This is a genomic window from Ornithinimicrobium sp., from assembly GCF_051004135.1.
In the GTDB taxonomy this organism is placed as follows: domain Bacteria; phylum Actinomycetota; class Actinomycetes; order Actinomycetales; family Dermatophilaceae; genus Ornithinicoccus.
The window spans coordinates 1-16,512 of sequence record NZ_JBPCKQ010000127.1 but is presented as its reverse complement, the minus strand read 5'-3'; the positions used below and the strand labels follow the sequence as shown (position 1 = coordinate 16,512).

General features: G+C 70.0%; 17 protein-coding genes and 3 tRNA genes. 11 read left to right on the top strand and 9 right to left on the bottom strand.

Annotated features, from left to right (window positions below):
- The 3 genes from ACR2FV_RS08345 to ACR2FV_RS08335 all read right to left on the bottom strand — a co-directional run.
- Window positions 1-797 (bottom strand): hypothetical protein (locus ACR2FV_RS08345; protein ID WP_434015230.1); only part of this gene is annotated, 797 nt, incomplete at its 3' end.
- 39 nt (window positions 798-836) lie between these two features.
- A complete protein-coding gene (gene lpdA / locus ACR2FV_RS08340; protein WP_434015229.1) occupies window positions 837-2,237 on the bottom strand; it encodes a dihydrolipoyl dehydrogenase in 1,401 nt (466 codons plus the stop codon).
- A gap of 57 nt (window positions 2,238-2,294) precedes the next feature.
- The gene (locus ACR2FV_RS08335; protein ID WP_434015228.1) at window positions 2,295-2,912 is read right to left on the bottom strand and encodes a TetR/AcrR family transcriptional regulator; all 618 of its coding nucleotides are present in this window, start codon (window positions 2,910-2,912) and stop codon (window positions 2,295-2,297) included.
- A gap of 126 nt (window positions 2,913-3,038) precedes the next feature.
- Between ACR2FV_RS08335 and ACR2FV_RS08330 the strand changes: the two genes are divergently transcribed.
- The 10 genes from ACR2FV_RS08330 to ACR2FV_RS08285 all read left to right on the top strand — a co-directional run bounded on the left by ACR2FV_RS08330 (window position 3,039) and on the right by ACR2FV_RS08285 (window position 13,186).
- Window positions 3,039-3,320 (top strand): hypothetical protein, encoded by a 282-nt coding sequence (locus ACR2FV_RS08330; protein ID WP_434015227.1) that lies wholly within the window; start codon window positions 3,039-3,041, stop codon window positions 3,318-3,320.
- A gap of 96 nt (window positions 3,321-3,416) precedes the next feature.
- On the top strand, window positions 3,417-3,920 hold the full coding sequence (locus ACR2FV_RS08325) for a hypothetical protein (RefSeq protein ID WP_434015226.1): 504 nt from the start codon (window positions 3,417-3,419) through the stop codon (window positions 3,918-3,920).
- Between the two features lie 50 nt (window positions 3,921-3,970).
- A complete protein-coding gene (locus tag ACR2FV_RS08320; RefSeq protein ID WP_434015225.1) occupies window positions 3,971-4,537 on the top strand; it encodes a protein-L-isoaspartate O-methyltransferase family protein in 567 nt (188 codons plus the stop codon).
- 204 nt (window positions 4,538-4,741) lie between these two features.
- Window positions 4,742-6,526 (top strand): acetolactate synthase large subunit, encoded by a 1,785-nt coding sequence (locus ACR2FV_RS08315; protein WP_434015224.1) that lies wholly within the window; start codon window positions 4,742-4,744, stop codon window positions 6,524-6,526.
- A 105-nt stretch (window positions 6,527-6,631) separates the two neighbouring features.
- Window positions 6,632-6,952, top strand: a complete 321-nt coding sequence (ilvN, locus tag ACR2FV_RS08310) for an acetolactate synthase small subunit (protein WP_434015223.1) — start codon at window positions 6,632-6,634, stop codon at window positions 6,950-6,952.
- Window positions 6,953-7,007: 55 nt separating this feature from the next.
- Window positions 7,008-8,036 carry a ketol-acid reductoisomerase gene (gene ilvC / locus ACR2FV_RS08305; RefSeq protein WP_434015222.1) on the top strand — a complete coding sequence of 343 codons (1,029 nt, stop codon included), beginning with the start codon at window positions 7,008-7,010 and terminating at the stop codon, window positions 8,034-8,036.
- On the top strand, window positions 8,033-9,766 hold the full coding sequence (ilvD, locus tag ACR2FV_RS08300) for a dihydroxy-acid dehydratase (protein ID WP_434015221.1): 1,734 nt from the start codon (window positions 8,033-8,035) through the stop codon (window positions 9,764-9,766). Before ilvC ends, ilvD begins: the two co-directional genes overlap by 4 nt.
- A gap of 15 nt (window positions 9,767-9,781) precedes the next feature.
- Window positions 9,782-10,198 carry a GNAT family N-acetyltransferase gene (locus tag ACR2FV_RS08295; RefSeq protein ID WP_434015220.1) on the top strand — a complete coding sequence of 139 codons (417 nt, stop codon included), beginning with the start codon at window positions 9,782-9,784 and terminating at the stop codon, window positions 10,196-10,198.
- A gap of 303 nt (window positions 10,199-10,501) precedes the next feature.
- Complete coding sequence (locus tag ACR2FV_RS08290) at window positions 10,502-11,245, top strand: hypothetical protein (RefSeq protein WP_434015219.1); 744 nt, start codon at window positions 10,502-10,504, stop codon at window positions 11,243-11,245.
- A gap of 72 nt (window positions 11,246-11,317) precedes the next feature.
- The gene (locus ACR2FV_RS08285; RefSeq protein ID WP_434015218.1) at window positions 11,318-13,186 is read left to right on the top strand and encodes a chorismate-binding protein; all 1,869 of its coding nucleotides are present in this window, start codon (window positions 11,318-11,320) and stop codon (window positions 13,184-13,186) included.
- Window positions 13,187-13,232: 46 nt separating this feature from the next.
- Here the strand turns inward: ACR2FV_RS08285 and ACR2FV_RS08280 are convergent, their stop codons facing one another.
- From ACR2FV_RS08280 to ACR2FV_RS08260, 5 genes are all read right to left on the bottom strand, one after another.
- Window positions 13,233-14,066, bottom strand: a complete 834-nt coding sequence (locus ACR2FV_RS08280) for an alpha/beta fold hydrolase (protein WP_434015217.1) — start codon at window positions 14,064-14,066, stop codon at window positions 13,233-13,235.
- 128 nt (window positions 14,067-14,194) lie between these two features.
- Window positions 14,195-14,268 (bottom strand) — tRNA-Phe (locus tag ACR2FV_RS08275).
- Window positions 14,269-14,333: 65 nt separating this feature from the next.
- Window positions 14,334-14,407 (bottom strand) — tRNA-Asp (locus tag ACR2FV_RS08270).
- Window positions 14,408-14,439: 32 nt separating this feature from the next.
- Window positions 14,440-14,512: transfer RNA gene (locus ACR2FV_RS08265), tRNA-Glu, on the bottom strand.
- 93 nt (window positions 14,513-14,605) lie between these two features.
- Window positions 14,606-15,634 (bottom strand): PHP domain-containing protein, encoded by a 1,029-nt coding sequence (locus ACR2FV_RS08260; RefSeq protein WP_434015216.1) that lies wholly within the window; start codon window positions 15,632-15,634, stop codon window positions 14,606-14,608.
- Between the two features lie 61 nt (window positions 15,635-15,695).
- Here ACR2FV_RS08260 and ACR2FV_RS08255 point away from each other — a divergent pair, with 61 nt between their 5' ends.
- Entirely contained in the window at window positions 15,696-16,133 is a 438-nt protein-coding gene (locus ACR2FV_RS08255) for a GNAT family N-acetyltransferase (RefSeq protein WP_434015215.1), read from the top strand.
- Between the two features lie 4 nt (window positions 16,134-16,137).
- On the opposite strand, the gene ACR2FV_RS08250 is transcribed toward ACR2FV_RS08255, so the two are convergent.
- A partial coding sequence (locus ACR2FV_RS08250) for a hypothetical protein (protein WP_434015214.1) occupies window positions 16,138-16,512 on the bottom strand: 375 nt, incomplete at its 5' end.

The following is a 16,512-nucleotide window of genomic DNA, read 5'->3' as shown; positions in this document are numbered from 1 at the left end:
CGCCCCTCGACGCTTGCCGCAAAATCGGGCGCCCCGCGAAACACGTCGGTCGAGCTGTGGGAGGTGCCCCGAGCCAGGTATGCCGTCGTGGCGCCGCCGTCGTCGAGCCCGGCGGCCACCGCGGGCGAGATCCTCGTCGTCCGCCAGGGTGTCTCCTCCGGTCCCCCTACCCACTCCTGAACGGCAGGAAGGGTCAACGACGCGGCGATGCGGCCGTCGGACTGTGCCATCCGCAGCGGCCGACCGAGCCTTCGGGCCGGTGTTGCCGAGCCCGTTTGATCCTCCAGGTCTTCGCCGCCACCGGCGGTGACCACGCCGTCGGCCACCTCGGGCAGGTGCGCCTGAGTTTGGTCGTCGAACCCGCCGGCCCGCACGGAGAACCGGCCCGGCACGGCATTCATCTCCACGAAGGCGTCCACATCCACCACGGACCAGCCCAACTCCTCCCTCAACGCGGGCAGCGACTGGAACGACCGGGGAGGGAAGACCCCCGGGAGCGGGACGTAGATCGGCGCCTCGGGCCCCCTGTGGCCCAGGAAGGAGAACAGCGGACCCATCCACTCCCAGGCGGTCTCATCGAGGGCGCCGTCGCGCGCCAGGCCCGAATGTGCGATCGCGGTGTCGAGGTCACCCACCTGCACCACCAGCAAGGAGTCGTCCTCCGGCCGGGGCACCTCGCGCAACGCACCCAGCACCGAGAACTCCTCACCTGACCTCAAGCCTTCCCGAGCGGGATCACCGGCGCATGCCGTGACCAGCAAGCCAGTCACGAGCAGGCCCGCGACTCCTGCGCGCATCCCTCAACTGAAGTCAGACGATGGATCCCCGAGCGGTCTCTAGAGGTTGATCATGTGGCCGGCGATGCCGTGCACGGACTCCTTGACCGCCTCGCCCAGCGTCGGGTGGGCAAAGACGTTGCGCGCCACCTCATCAGCCGTCAGGTCCCAGCGCTGTGCCAGGGTCAGCACCGGCAGCAGCTCGGTCACATCGGGCCCGATCAGGTGCGCGCCGACGATTTCGTTGTGCTCCTTGTCGGCGATCACCTTCACGAAGCCCACGGCCTCACCCAGGCCCGCGGCCTTGCCGTTGGCGCTGAACGGGAACTTGGCGACGCTCACGTCATACCCGCGCTCCTTGGCCTGCTCCTCGGTGTAGCCCATCGAGGCGATCTGCGGCTGGCAGTAGGTCGCGCGCGGGATGAAGTCGTACTCGATCTCCATGGTCTCGGCGTCGGCGATCGTCTCGGCGGCCACGATGCCCATCGCCTCGGCGGTGTGCGCCAGCATCAGCTTGGCCGTGACGTCGCCGATGGCGTAGACGCCGTCGACGTTGGTGCGTCCGCGCCCGTCGATCGCGATGGCGCCGCGGTCGGTCAACTCGACGCCGATGTCCTCCAGGCCGTAGCCCTCGACCCGCGGCACGAAGCCGATCGCCTGCATCACCTTGTCGATCTCCAGCACCTGCGAGTCGCCCCCGTCGGCCGGGGAGATGGTCACCTTGACCTTGTCGCCGGAGTCGTCGATCGACTCCACCTTGGTCGAGGTCATCATCTTGACGCCGAGCTTCTTGTACTGCTTGGCCAGCTCCTTGGACACCTCGGGATCCTCCAGCGGCACCACCCGGTCCAAGAACTCCACGATCGTCACGTCGACGCCGAAGTTGGCCAGCACGTAGGCGAACTCGACGCCGATCGCGCCCGACCCGGCGATCACGATGCTGCCCGGCAGCTCCTCGGTCAGGATCTGCTCCTCATACGTCACGACCCGCTCGGACAGCTCGGTGCCGGGAATCAGCCGGGTGAAGGCGCCCGTGGCGATGATCAGGTCATCGAAGGTCAGCTCAGCGCTCTCACCCTCGTTGAGATCCACCGTCATCGAGGTGGGCGAGGTCAGCGTGCCCCAGCCGTCGACCTCGGTGATCTTGTTCTTCTTCATCAGATAGTGCACGCCCTTGACGATGCCGTCGGACACCTGACGGCTGCGCTTGAAAGTCGCGCCGAAGGACATGGTCGCGTCGCCCTCGATGCCGAACTTCTTCTTCTCGTGCTGCAGCGTGTGCGCCAGCTCGGCGTTGCGCAGCAGCGCCTTGGAGGGGATGCAACCGACGTTGAGACATACCCCGCCCCAGTACTTCTTCTCCACCACGGCCACCTTCTTGCCCAGCTGGGAGGCGCGGATCGCCGCGACATACCCACCCGGTCCGGCGCCCAGGACAACAACGTCATAGTGATCTGCCATGGCGTCAGTATGCCGTGCGCTCGGTGTGCCTGCACCCCCCCTCGGCGACGGCTGGGGTCATGGTCTGCCGGCGACGGCGACGTGCTGGTGCCCAGCGCTGCGCAGGCCCTCCAGTGCCACGGCGACCACGTCGTGGAGCTGCTCGAGATCGCTCCTGGCCTTGCCCAGCACGCGGATCCCCAGGATGGTCGCGACGAGGAAGCTGGCCTGAGCCGCCGGTGACTGATCGGTCCGGACCTCCCCGTGGGCCTGGGCGCGTCGCAGTGCGCCTTCGAGCACCTCGTGGTCATGGCGCAGGTGGGCCTCGACCTGCCGCGTCGTGGTGGGGTCGGCCGGGGTGCGCTCGGCCGTGGCGTTGACGACCAGGCAGCCTCGGCGCTCGGGGTCGCCGGCCGTGACGTCGGCCAGGTGCGACAACAGCCCGTGGATCGTGGGCAGGAAGGGTCCGGGCGCCTCGAGGGCGGCCATCACCGGTCCGGCCTGGCGGGTGCAGTAGCGCTCCAGCGCTCGGTGATAGAGCTCGGACTTGCTCCCGAACGTGGCGTAGAGGCTGGCGCGAGCGATGTCCAGATGCTCGGTGAGATCCGTGATCCCGGTCGCCTCGTAGCCCTTCGCCCAGAAGAGGTCCATGGCACGGCCCAGGGCCAGGTCGGGGTCGAACTCCTTGCTCCGCACCCGATCAGCATAGCGGACCGATCGGTCTTGACTGATCGATCTAGAATGTGCCAGGCCCGTCACATGATGCAAGCCGAGCCCGTCAATCGTCCTTCGCCACGGCATACCGCACGTAGGCGGCGGGGCATGGCGGCCGCGGCCGGACTTCTCGCCGTCACCGCTGCGGGATGTGGCGCGGCCGACGAGCCGTCCAGCTCGCCCAGCTCGTCCAGCTCGTCCAGCTCGCCCAGCTCGCCCAGCTCGTCCAGCTCCTACGAGCTACCCGGGGACGAGGTCTTCCCCGAAGGAACCGGGGTCAACAAGGCCAACGGTGACTTCTTCGTCGGGAGCACCACAGACGGCACCATCTACCGAGGCACGCTCAACCCGGCCGAGCGTTCGTCTATGACGTCGGCAGCGGCGAGCTGATCCAGGCGTGGCAAACCCCGGAGGGCGAGCGCACCCTGATCAACGACCTCACGTTCGCCTCCGGGGCCGCCTTCTTTCACCGACTCCTTCCAGCCGGTGATCTGGCGCGTCGAGCGCAGCGCCGACATGGTGGGCACGCAGATGACCCCCTGGCTCGACCTCACCGAGACGGTGATCCCGATCGACACGAGCTTCGGGCTCAACGGCATCTCGGCCAGCGACGACGGCGAGGTGCTGCTGACGGTGCACTTCGACTCCGGCCGCCTCTTCCGGATCGACGTCGCCACCCGCGAGGTCACCGAAGTCGATCTGGGGCCCGACCTGCTGACCACGGGCGACGGCATACTGCTTGACGGCCAGACCCTGCTCGTCGTGCGTGAGAAGCCTGGAGGCGTCTACCCGGTGCGCCTCGACGCCGACCTGCGCACGGGTGAGGTGGGCGAACCGTTCGGGGAGGGGCTACTCCTCCCGACGACGATTGCCGAGTACGAGGGTGAGGTCCTGGTCGTCAACTCCCAGCTCAACGACCAGGACTCTCCCGAGCTGCCGTTCACCATCGCCCGCATTCCCCTGCCCGAGTCGGTCGATCTCACCGAGTGAGCCCGAGACCGAAGTCAACCCCGGTCCATCCCGACGTGGGAGCATGAGGGATGGGCGACCGGATCGCAGAGGCGATGAGGTCGGTGCCCCGGAGGGGGTTCTTGCCGCCGAAGCAGCAGCGCCATGCCGGCCAGGACCGCGCCCTGCCGATCGGGCACCGGGGGACGTGCTCCCAGCCGACCACGTTGCGCCGCATGCTGAGCCACCTCGACCCGCAACCCGGCCAGCGGGTGCTGGACGTCGGCTCCGGCTCGGGCTGGAGCACCGCGCTGCTGTCCTGCCTGATCGGGCCGGACGGGTGGGTGCTGGGGGTGGAGATCGAGCCGGGACTGGTCGAGCAGGGGCGGGCCAACCTGGAGGCGAATGCCGTGGCGCGGGCCTCGATCGAGCAGGCCGTCGTCGGTCAGCTGGGTTGGCCCGCCAGGGCGCCCTACGACCGCATCCTGGTCAGCGCGGAGAGCGACCGGCTGCCCGACTCGCTGGTGGAGCAGCTGAGCGACGGCGGGCGCCTTGTCATACCCGTTGCCGGCCGGATGGTGACTGCCACGCGACGGGGGGCGCAGGTGCAGCAGAGCACCGAGGGCTGGTACCGCTTCGTCCCGCTGCGAGAGGACTGAACGCACCGGCTGGGCTTGACGTCGGGGCAACGATCGGTCATGGTGGTCGTATGCACCTCCGCCTCGTACTTATTACCCCAGGACGCGATTCGCGCTGATTCTCAGCCGAGCGCGTCCTGCCCCTCGTCAGCCTCCCAAGGCCGAGGGGTTTTTTGATGCCCGACCGACCCACGCATGCACGTGAACCGAACAGGACGCCACCAGATGAGCACGGTCACCGCCGCCACCGCCGCCACGCAGACCCCCAGCCGCACGCCGCGCACCGGGGCGGAGACCCTCGTCGCGACGCTGCAGCGGGTCGGGGTCGAGCACATCTTCGGGCTGCCGGGCGGTGCGGTCCTGCCGCTCTACGACGCGCTCTACAGCGCGACCGGTCTGCGTCACATCCTGGTGCGGCACGAGCAGGGTGCCGGGCACGCAGCCCAGGGGTATGCAGCGGCCACCGGCAAGGTGGGCGTGTGCATGGCCACCAGCGGACCAGGTGCGACCAACCTGGTCACGCCGCTGACCGACGCCAACATGGACTCGGTGCCGATGGTCGCCATCACCGGCAACGTGCCCAGCGCCGCGATGGGCTCGGACGCCTTCCAGGAGGCCGACATCCGCAGCATCGCGATGCCGGTCACCAAGCACTCCTTCCTGGTCACCGACCCCGACCGGATCGCCGCCACCGTGGCCAGTGCCTTCCACCTGGCCGCCAGCGGCCGCCCCGGGCCGGTGCTGGTCGACGTGTCCAAGGACGCCCTGGCCGGGACGACCAGCGAGCATGAGTGGGCCGAGCTGGGGTTGCCCGGCTACCGGCCGCAGACCGTCCCCAGACCGGAGTCCGTGCGGGACGCCGTCGAGCTGATGCTCACCGCCCGGCGCCCGGTCCTGTATGTCGGGGGCGGCACCATCCGGGCCCGCGCCCACGCCGAGCTGCGCGCCCTGGCCGAGCTGACCGGCATACCCGTCGTCACCACACTGATGGCGCGGGGGGCGTTCCCCGACAGCCACCCCCAGCACATGGGGATGCCGGGCATGCACGGCAGCGTCTCGGCTGTCGCCGCGCTGCAGAAGTCGGACCTGATGGTCACCCTGGGCGCCCGGTTCGACGATCGGGTGACCGGGGCGCGGGACTCCTTCGCGCCGCACGCCAAGGTGATCCACGCCGACATCGACCCCTCCGAGATCGGCAAGAACCGTCCCGTCGACGTGGGTCTGCTCGGTGACGTGCGCACGGTCATCGACCAGCTGGTCACCGAGTTCACCATGCGCACCGCCCAGGGTGCCGAGCCGGACTATGCCGCGTGGGTGAAGCGGTGCCTGATGTGGAAGAGCCGCTACCCGCGTGGCTATGAGACCCCCGCCGACGGATCCCTCGCCCCCGAGTACGTCATCGAGCGGCTGGGCGCCATCGCCGGGCCGGACGCGATCTACGCCTCCGGGGTCGGGCAGCACCAGATGTGGGCCAGCCAGTTCATCGACTACGAGCACCCCAACACGTGGCTCAACTCCGGTGGGCTCGGCACGATGGGGTATGCCGTGCCCGCCGCGATGGGGGCGAAGGTCGGCTGTCCCGACAGCACGGTCTGGGCGATCGACGGCGACGGCTGCTTCCAGATGACCAACCAGGAGCTCGCGACCTGCGCGATCGAGGGCATCCCGATCAAGGTGGCCATCATCAACAACCAGGCGCTGGGCATGGTCCGGCAGTGGCAGACGCTGTTCTACTCCCAGCGCTACAGCAACTCCGGGCTGCCCTCGGCGCAGATCCCCGACTTCGCGATGCTGGCCCAGGCGTACGGCTGTATGGGGCTGCGCTGCGACGCCCCCGCTGAGGTGGACGCCACGATCGAGGCGGCGATGGAGGTCGACGACCAGCCGGTCGTGATCGACTTCCGGGTGCACCAGGACGCCATGGTCTGGCCGATGGTCCCGGCCGGCACCAGCAACGACGCCATCCAGTACGCCCGCGACATCGCCCCGAACTTCGAGGAGGACGAGTGAGCCCGAGCCTGCGCACTTCCTCGAGCACATCGGCATAGACGCCACAACACCCTGAGCAAACCGCATACGCCACTGCACTTCCCGAGCAAACGAAAGGTGAGCATCATGAGCCGCCACGCACTGTCCGTCCTGGTCGAGAACAACCCCGGGGTCCTGGCCCGGGTCTCGGTCCTCTTCGCCCGCCGCAGCTTCAACATCGACCACCTCGTGGTCGGTCCCACCGAGGACTCCAAGGTGTCCCGGATGACCATCCTGGTCAACGTCAACCCCGAGCAGCTGCACAAGGTGACCAGCCAGCTGGACAAGCTGATCGAGGTCATCCACATCGAGGAGCTCGACGACGCCGCCGCGATCCGCGAGCAGCTGTGGGCGATCAACGACAACGGACCCCGACCCGTCGGGGCAATGGCCGCGGCCTGGGGCTGAGCCCTAGGCTGGGCGGCAAACTTCCTAGCAAATCGATCAAGGAGCGCACCTGACCATGGCCACGATGTACTACGACGCCGACGCCGACCTGAGCCTCGTCCAGGACCGGTCGGTGGCCGTCCTCGGCTACGGCAGCCAGGGCCATGCGCACGCCCTGTCGCTGCGCGACTCCGGGGTGGACGTGCGGGTGGGACTCGCCGAGGGCAGCAAGAGCCGCGCCAAGGCCGAGGGCGAGGGCCTGCGGGTCGTCACGCCCGAGGTGGCCTGCCAGGAGGCCGACCTGATCATGGTGCTCGTGCCGGACCACGTGGCACGTCATGTCTACACCGAGGCCATCGAGCCCAACCTGGAGGACGGCGACGCGCTGTTCTTCAGCCACGGCTTCAACATCCGCTTCGGCTACATCCAACCGCCGCAGGGAGTCGACGTCTGCATGGTCGCGCCCAAGGGGCCGGGGCACCTGGTGCGGCGAGAGTATGTCGACGGGCGCGGCGTGCCGGTGCTGGTCGCCGTCGAGCAGGACGCGACCGGGCACGCCTGGGACCTGGCCCTGGCCTATGCCTCGGCGATCGGCGGGCTGCGCGCCGGCGGCATCAAGACGACCTTCACCGAGGAGACCGAGACCGACCTGTTCGGTGAGCAGGCGGTGCTCTGCGGGGGTCTGTCCGAGCTGATCATGAAGGGTTTCGAGACGCTGACCGAGGCCGGCTACCAGCCGGAGGTCGCCTACTTCGAGTGCCTGCACGAGGTCAAGCTGATCGTGGACCTGATGTACGAGGGCGGCATCGCCAAGCAGCGCTGGTCGGTCTCCGACACGGCCGAGTACGGCGACTACGTCTCCGGCCCCCGCGTCGTCGACGACCGGGTCAAGGCCAACATGGCAGCAGTGCTGGAGGATGTGCGCAACGGCACCTTCGCCCAGCGCTTCATCGATGACCAGGACGCCGGCGGGCCGGAGTTCACCAAGCTGCGCGACAAGGGCGCCCAGCACCCGATCGAGGGCACCGGGCGCAAGCTGCGCGGGATGATGGCCTGGGTCGACTCCGGCAACGACGACTACACGGAGGGCTCCGCCGCGCGATGACCGATCTCGACGAGCGTCGCCCCGACCCGAGCACCGGCACCGACGTCAAGCCGCGCAGCCGGGAGGTCACCGACGGCCTGCGCAGCACGGCCTCGCGCGGGATGCTGCGCGCCGTCGGGATGGGTGACGAGGACTGGGTCAAGCCGCAGATCGGCGTGGGCAGCTCGTGGAACGAGATCACCCCGTGCAACCTGCCGCTGGACCGGCTGGCCCAGTCGGTCAAGGACGGCGTGCACGCCGCAGGCGGCTACCCGCTGGAGTTCGGCACCATCTCGGTCTCCGACGGCATCTCGATGGGCCACGAGGGGATGCACTTCTCGCTGGTCTCCCGCGAGGTCATCGCCGACTCGGTGGAGACGGTGATGTGCGCGGAGCGGCTGGACGGCTCGGTGCTGCTGGCCGGCTGTGACAAGTCGCTGCCCGGCATGCTGATGGCTGCGGCCCGGCTCGATCTCGCGTCGGTCTTCGTGTATGCCGGGTCGATTCTGCCGGGGCAGGCCAAGCTGTCCGACGGGTCCAGTCGTGAGGTGACGATCATCGACGCCTTCGAGGCGGTCGGTGCGTGCTCCCGCGGGCTGATGTCCCGGGAGGACGTGGACGCCATCGAGCGGGCGATCTGCCCCGGTGAGGGGGCCTGCGGCGGGATGTACACCGCCAACACGATGGCCGCCGCCGCGGAGGCGCTCGGCATGGCGCTGCCGGGGTCGGCGGCACCACCGGCCACCGACCGCCGCCGGGACGGCATCGCCCGACGCTCCGGCCAGGCCGTGGTCGGCATGTTGCAGACCGGCCTGACCGCTCGGCAGATCCTGACCAAAGAGGCCTTCGAGAACGCCATCGCCGTGGTGATGGCCCTCGGCGGCTCCACCAACGCGGTGCTGCACCTGCTGGCCATCGCCAACGAGGCCGAGGTCGAGCTGACCCTTGAGGACTTCGCCCGGGTCGGCGCACGGGTGCCGCACCTGGCCGACGTCAAGCCGTTCGGTGCGCACGTGATGACCGACATCGACCGGATCGGCGGCATCCCCGTCGTGATGCAGGCACTGCTCGACGCCGGACTGCTGCACGGTGACGCGATGACCGTCACCGGCAAGACCCTCGCCGACAACCTTGCCGAGCTGGACCCGCCGCAGCTCGACGGCACCGTGCTCCGGGCGATGAGCAACCCCATCCACGCCACAGGCGGCCTGACCATCCTGCACGGCTCCCTGGCTCCCGAAGGGGCCGTGGTGAAGTCGGCCGGCTTCGACTCCGACGTCTTCCGCGGGACCGCCCGGGTCTTCGAGGGCGAGCACGCTGCCCTCGATGCCCTCGACGACGGCACGATCACCGCCGGCGACGTCGTGGTCATCCGGGCCGAGGGTCCGCGCGGCGGGCCCGGCATGCGCGAGATGCTGGCCATCACCGGTGCCATCAAGGGTGCCGGTCTGGGCAAGGATGTCCTGCTGGTCACCGACGGCCGTTTCTCCGGCGGCACCACCGGGCTGTGCGTGGGGCACATCGCTCCGGAGTCCGTCGACGGCGGGCCGATCGGGCTGGTGCAGGACGGTGACCAGATCGAGCTCGACGTGGCGGGTGGCACCCTCGACCTGCTCGTCGACGAGGCGCAGGTGTCGTCTCGCCGCGAGGGATGGAGCGCGCCCACGCCGCCGGACCGGGCCCGGCGCGGCGTGCTGGCCAAGTACGCCCGGCTCGTCGGCTCGGCCGCCCAGGGCGCGGTCACCCACTAGGCCAGGAGTGCGCTGATGAGCAGGACGACGACCGAGCCCACGACATACCGCGTGGACGGCCCGGTCGACGACGAGGAGCTGACCCTGCTGCACGAGCGGGCGTTCCGGGCCAGCGGGCACGGCTTCACGCCGTGGTCCAAGCGGCTGCAGCGGCACAGCATCTCCTGGGTCACCGCGCACCAGGGTTCTCGCCTGGTCGGCTTCGTCAACCTCATCGGCGACGGTGGTGCCCACGCCGTGCTGCTCGACACCGTGGTCGCGCCCGACGTGCAGCGGCAGGGCATCGGGCGCGACCTGGTCACCCGGGCGATCGCCGAGGCCCGCAGCCTGGGCTGCACCTGGCTGCACGTCGACTACGAGGCGCAGGTCGCCGACTTCTACGAACGGGTCTGCGGCTTCGGCTCGACGGCCGCGGGCCTCATCCACCTCTGACCCGCTCGCAACACCCCGGCCGCTCAGCTCACGTCCACCGCGCGAGGGCATCGGCGATGGCCTCGGGCTGTTCCTCGGGAAGGAAGTGTGCTCCCGGGCCCCACCCGGGCGACGCTCAGTGCCTGCCCGCAGCCCAGCACCTGACGCTTCGACGCCCGCCAGCTGCAGACCCCGCCCTCCTGCGAGGACCGCAGCGTCACCAGGCGTTCCAGAGGGCTGTCACGGTGAGAGGTTGGTCACGTCGGAGCCCTTTTCGGGCGCGTCGATTTGGGGTGCGCAGCAGCGGCCCGGATAGTGGAGCCAGTGAGTGAGCAAAACCGTCTTCAGATCAACTGGACCAACTCCGCCGGCGCCGCGCTGGGCGCGGTGTCCTCGGCCGTCGTGCTGTCGAGCCTGGGTGCCGTCGGCACGCTCGTCGGCGCCGCGCTCGGTAGCCTGTGCATCACCATCGGGGGTGCCGTCTACGCGCACTACCTGGCGCTGACCAAGGAGCGTGTCGCGGCTCAGGCAAGGGCCGCCCGGGGGGTGAGTCGCACGCGGGAGCGCGTCCCCATGGGTGCAGGAGCTTCGGCCGTCCAGGAGCGGTACTCCACCGAGGACCGGGCCGAGGTCGAGCGCCCGCAGTATGCCGAGCGCCCGCAGCCGGAGCGTTCCGCCGGGCGGGGACGAGCCGGGCTGCCGTGGAAGCGCATCCTGGCGGCCAGCGCAGCCCTCTTCGGCATCGCAATGGCAGTCATCGTGACTTTCGAGCTGACCACCGGCCGCGCGGTCTCCACCTACACGGGGGGCACCAGCAACACCGGCGTCGGCACGTCCATCCCCGGGTGGAGTGGCACGGGGCAGGAGTCGCCCGAGGTCGAGCTCGACCTGCCGGACGAGGTGCCGCTGCCCGACGACGTGCTGCCTGAGGACATCCCCCTGCCCGAGGACGTGCCGCTACCGGGCGACGAGGCGCAGGTGGACGAGGCACCCGCGGAGGCCCCGGCGGACGAGGCGCCCGCGGAGGCCCCGGCGGAGGAGGCCCCGGCGGAGGAGCCGGGTCAGTAGCCCCGACGCGGCTCGCCTCAGCGGCACCGGCGCCGACAGCGAGCGCTGCCCGGTGAATGACAGACTTCGCCCATGGCTGCCGACTTCCCGTTGCTGGACCGCGTCCTGACCGATCCGCTCGGTCAGGCGTGGGCGATCCTCGTGCGGGAAGGCCAAGCAGCCGTCGAGGTGCTGGTCGGCGAGATCGTGGACGTGGACCTGCTCGCCCAGATCCCCCCTGCCGAGCCGGGGATGCCGGTGTTGGCGCTCGTGCCGTTCCGACAGGTCACCGAGCGCGGGTTCGACGCGCACGACGACGGGACCCCGCTGCGGGTCCTGCGCGCCACGGCATCCGAGCGGGTCACGTTCGAGCACCTCGCCCGGGCGCTGCCGAGGGATGCCGTCCAGGTGACCGGTGAGCGGTTCAGCGTGTCCGACCAGGACTACGCCGCCATTGTCGAGCGGGTCATCGAGGACGAGATCGGCAACGGTGAGGGTGCGAACTTCGTCATCCGTCGCGACATCGAGGCGCACACCGACACCGACCCGGCGACCGCCGCGCTGACCTGGCTCGGCTCGCTGCTGGCGGACGAGCGCGGCGCCTACTGGAGCTTCGCGGTGCACACGCCGGGTCACACGCTGGTCGGCGCCACTCCCGAGCGGCACGTCAGCGTGCAGGACGGGCGCGTGCAGATGAACCCGATCTCGGGCACCTTCCGGCACCCCGCCGACGAAGACGAAGACGTCCTGCCCGCTTTTCATGCCTTCGTCAAGGACACCAAGGAGACCGAGGAGCTCTTCATGGTGGTCGACGAGGAGATGAAGATGATGGCCCAGATCTGCACCGACGGTGGGCGGATCACCGGCCCCTACCTCAAGCAGATGGCGCACCTGACGCACACCGAGTACCTCCTGGACGGCCGCTGCGAGGCTGACCCGCGGGACGTGCTGCGCGCGACGATGTTCGCTCCCACGGTGACCGGGTCGCCGATGGAGAACGCCTGCACCGTGATCCAGCGGCACGAACCCGAGGGCCGGGGCTACTACGCCGGTGTCCTGGCATTGCTGGAGCGGGACGCTGACGGCACCGAGCAGCTGGACGCGCCCATCCTGATCCGCACCGCGCACCTGAGGGACGGCGGCGCCGTGCGGGTCAGCGCCGGGGCCACCCTGGTCCGGCACAGCGACCCCCGCTCAGAGGTCGCCGAGACCACCGCCAAGGCCAGTGGCATGCTCGCAGCGCTCGGCCTGCGGCCACGGCGGGAGGTGCGGTATGCCGTGCAGCTGGCTGACCTGGCCGGGGTGCCGGCCGTGCTGGCCGAACGCAACGAGTCGCTGTCGCCGTTCTGGCTGTCGCCCCAAGAGCCCCGTCCTGATCCGGAGCTGTCGGGTCGCTCGGTGCTGGTCGTGGACGCCGAGGACATGTGGACCCAGATGCTGGCTCACCAGGTGCGACATTTCGGGATGCAGGCTCTCGTGCGACGCTGGGACGCGGTCTCCGGGGCGGAGCTGGCCGAGTTCGACCTCGTGCTCTTCGGGCCGGGTCCGGGTGATCCGGACGATGTGCACGATGCGCGGATGCGACACCTGCGCTCGCTGATGCAGGCCCGCTTCGACGCCGAGGCCCCGATGCTGGCGGTCTGCCTGAGCCACCAGGTGCTGGCCCGGATGGCCGGGCTCGAGGTCGAGAAGCTGGCGCGGCCCAACCAAGGCGTGCAGCTCCCCCTGAACCTATGGGGGACGCCGGCACTGATCGGGTTCTACAACACCTTCGTGGTCCGTCCGGGCCGCGCCGTGCTCGCGGATCAGTCCCTCGAGGTGGCCGTGGACCCGATCCACGACGCGGTGGTCGGGTTGCGCGGCCCGCGGGTAGCCAGCATCCAGGGGCACGCGGAGTCGGTGCTGTCCCGCGACGGTCTGGCGACCCTGCATACCCTCATCCGGCACGCCGTGCTGGACTGACGGATCCGCAACCTCCGCTTCCCCCAGGCCAGTGGGGTATGCCGGGTCAGCGGGCGAGGAAGTCCAGCAGCGCGGTGTTGAACTCCTCCGCGTGAGTGACGTTGAGACCGTGCGGCGCCCCTTGCACGACCACGGTCTCGGCGCCGTGGATGATCTGCGCCGTCCGCTGGCCGGAGCCCTCGAAGGGCACGATCCCGTCGGAGTCCCCGTGCACGACGAGGGTGGGCACCGTGACCCGGACGAGGTCGTCGCGGAAGTCGGTGGTGCCGAAGGCCTCCATGCACCCCAAGGCGGCGCCCTGGTCGGACTGCAGACACAGCTCCACGCCCTGGTCGACCTGCTCCTGGGTGGCCTTCAGCTCCTCGCCCGCGGAGTAGAAGCCGGTCACGAAACCAGGGAAGAAGTCCTCCCGGCCGGCCGTCAGCCCGGACTCCATCTCCGCGGCCGCATCCTGGGTCAACGGTCCCTGGGGGTTGTCGTCGGTCTTCATCAGGTAGGGCGGCACGGCCGCCGCGAAGACCACGCTGTGCAGCCGCTCCTGGCCATGCCGTCCGACATACCTGGCCACCTCACCCCCGCCCATGGAGAAGCCCACCAGGGTGACGTCGCTCAGGTCCAGTGCCTTGAGCAGGCCGGCGAGGTCGTCGGTGAGGGTGTCGTAGTCGTAACCGGCCGCGGGCTTGGCGGACCCGCCGAAGCCGCGGCGGTCGTAGCTGATGACCCGGTAGCCCGCCTCGCGCAGAGCGGGCACCTGCTCGCTCCAGGACTCGTGGCTCATCGGCCAGCCGTGGATCAGGACCGCGGGCCGGCCGGAGCCGCCGCTGTCCTCGACCTCCAGATCGATGCTGTCGGTGCCGCTCGTGACGGTCAGGGTGCTCATGGGCCCACTTCTCCTCGGTGACGGGAACACCTGCACGCTACGACGACAACGTCTGGCCGTCATCCGCGGGCCAGAAGCGAGACGAGAGCCACGGGTGCATCAGGGGGCAGACCCGCGGCTCTCGTGCGTGGCCAGGGGCGGGGTCGAACCGCCGACCTTCCGATTTTCAGTCGGACGCTCGTACCAACTGAGCTACCTGGCCATATGGAGTGAACAGCCGCCGCACCCGCATCCTTCCTGGATGCCGGTGCAGCGGCAGTCGCACTGCGACCTCGACGGGACTCGAACCCGCGACCTCCGCCGTGACAGGGCGGCGCGCTAACCAACTGCGCCACGAGGCCTTGCAAACGCGCACGATCGTACCTGATGCGCGTATCCCCAACGGGATTCGAACCCGTGCTACCGCCGTGAAAGGGCGGGGTCCTAGGCCGCTAGACGATGGGGACCCGTCCTCCGGGCCCCCCGCGCCAAGCGCAGCTCGGATCCGTCGAGGACAGGACCAGAGAATACGGGGTCGGTCGGCAAAGTCCAAAAGGGGATCAGCCACCCGGTCGGGCCCACTCCAGCAGCTCCTCCAGCGGCCAGCTGTTGACGATCCGTTGCACCGGGACACCGAGTCGCTCGGCGCGCTCGCAGCCGTAGGCCTGGAAGTCCAGCTGACCCGGGGCGTGCGCGTCGGTGTCGATCGCGAAGAGACACTCGGTCTCGATCGCCAGGGTGATCAGCTCGTCCGGCGGGTCCATCCGCTCGGGCCGGGAGTTGATCTCCACCGCGGTCCCCGCGTCGGCACAGGCCTCGAAGACGGCGCGCGCATCAAAGTCGCTCTGCGGGCGTGTCCCGCGCCCTCCTGTCACCATCCGACCGGTGCAGTGCCCCAAGATGTTGGTATGCCGTCCGCGCACGGCGGCGATCATCCGCCGGGTCATCGCGGGAGAGTCCATCTTGAGCTTGGAGTGCACCGAGGCCACCCGCACGTCCAGCCGGTCCAACATCTCCTCGCTCTGGTCCAGGGAGCCGTCGTCCAGGATGTCGACCTCGATGGCCTTGAGCAGCCGGAGGCGCTCGCCCACCGCCGCGTTGATGCCGTCCACCACCGCGAGCTGCCGGGCCAGTCGTTCGGCGCTCAGCCCGTTGGCCACGGTCAGCCGGGGCGAGTGGTCGGTCAGCGCCAGGTAGTCGTGGCCGATCTCCATCGCGGCGGCCACCATCTCCTGGATCGGGGACCCGCCGTCGGACCAGTCGGAGTGGCTGTGCAGGTCGCCGCGCAGCGCGGCTCGGACCTGCTCGCCCCCCTCGGCGAGGGGGCCGCCGGCCGACTCCTCCAGCTCGGTCAGCTTGTCGGGCACCTGTCCGGCGACGGCCTGCTCGATCACCGCCGAGGTCGACCCGCCGATCCCGGGCAGCTCGCGCAGGGTCCCGGAGCGGACCCGCTGGCGCACCTGATCCTCCGGGAGCCCCAGCAGCGTCGAGGCGGCTTCCCGGTAGGCCTTGACCCGGTAGGTCGAGGCGCGGCTGCGCTCGAGCAGGAAGGCGATCCGGCGCAGCGCATCGACGGGCTCGAGGCTCATGCCGGCGACGCTACGCCAGGGGACGGCGGCTCGGGGGAGCGGCACGGCATACCGTGGGATCGTGACGAAGCCACGGATCCGGACCAGCCGCTTCGCTGAGCTCGAGGTGGACCGGCTCTACGACCTGTTGCGGTTGCGCGTCGACGTCTTCGTGGTGGAGCAGGCCTGCCCCTACCCCGAGCTCGACGGTCGGGACACCGAGCCGGCGACCGAGCACCTGTGGGTCGAGCTCGACGGGACGGTCGTCTCCACGGTCCGCGTCCTGCGCGGGGACAGGGCGTGGCAGATCGGCCGCGTCGCCACGGCACACGACCACCGGGGCCAGGGGTATGCCGCGGCGCTGGTGCGCGCGGCGATCGAGCGGATCGGCCAGCAGCCGGTCGAGATCGGCGCACAGGCGCACTTGCAGGGGTGGTATGAGCGGCTCGGCTTCGTGCGCTGCGGCCCGGACTACCTCGAGGACGGGATCGCACACCTGCCGATGCGCCGCGAGCCCTAGCCGCTCACTCGCCGGGCAGGTCGAACTGGATGGTCACCACCGCATCGTCGAACGGCAGATTGGGAGTGACCTGCATCCGCTCGGTGCTGCCCCGACCGCAGGCCCGCTCGGACAGCTCCAGCAGCGGGCAGTCGACGCCCAGCACCGGCCCGCTGACGACGACCGCCACGGGCAGGTTGTAGGGGGTGTCGTCCAGCAGTGGTGAGACCGCGGCCAGGGCTCGCCGGGCCGTCGAAGGAAGGCTGCGCACGCTGGTGCCGTCGAGCTGGTAGCTCAGGTCGAACTCGGTGATGGCCCCCTCGACCGGCACGTCGAACGGGCTGTCCACCACCCCGTCCGGGACCCGGATCGGCTGACCGTCGACGCTGAGCTGCACCAT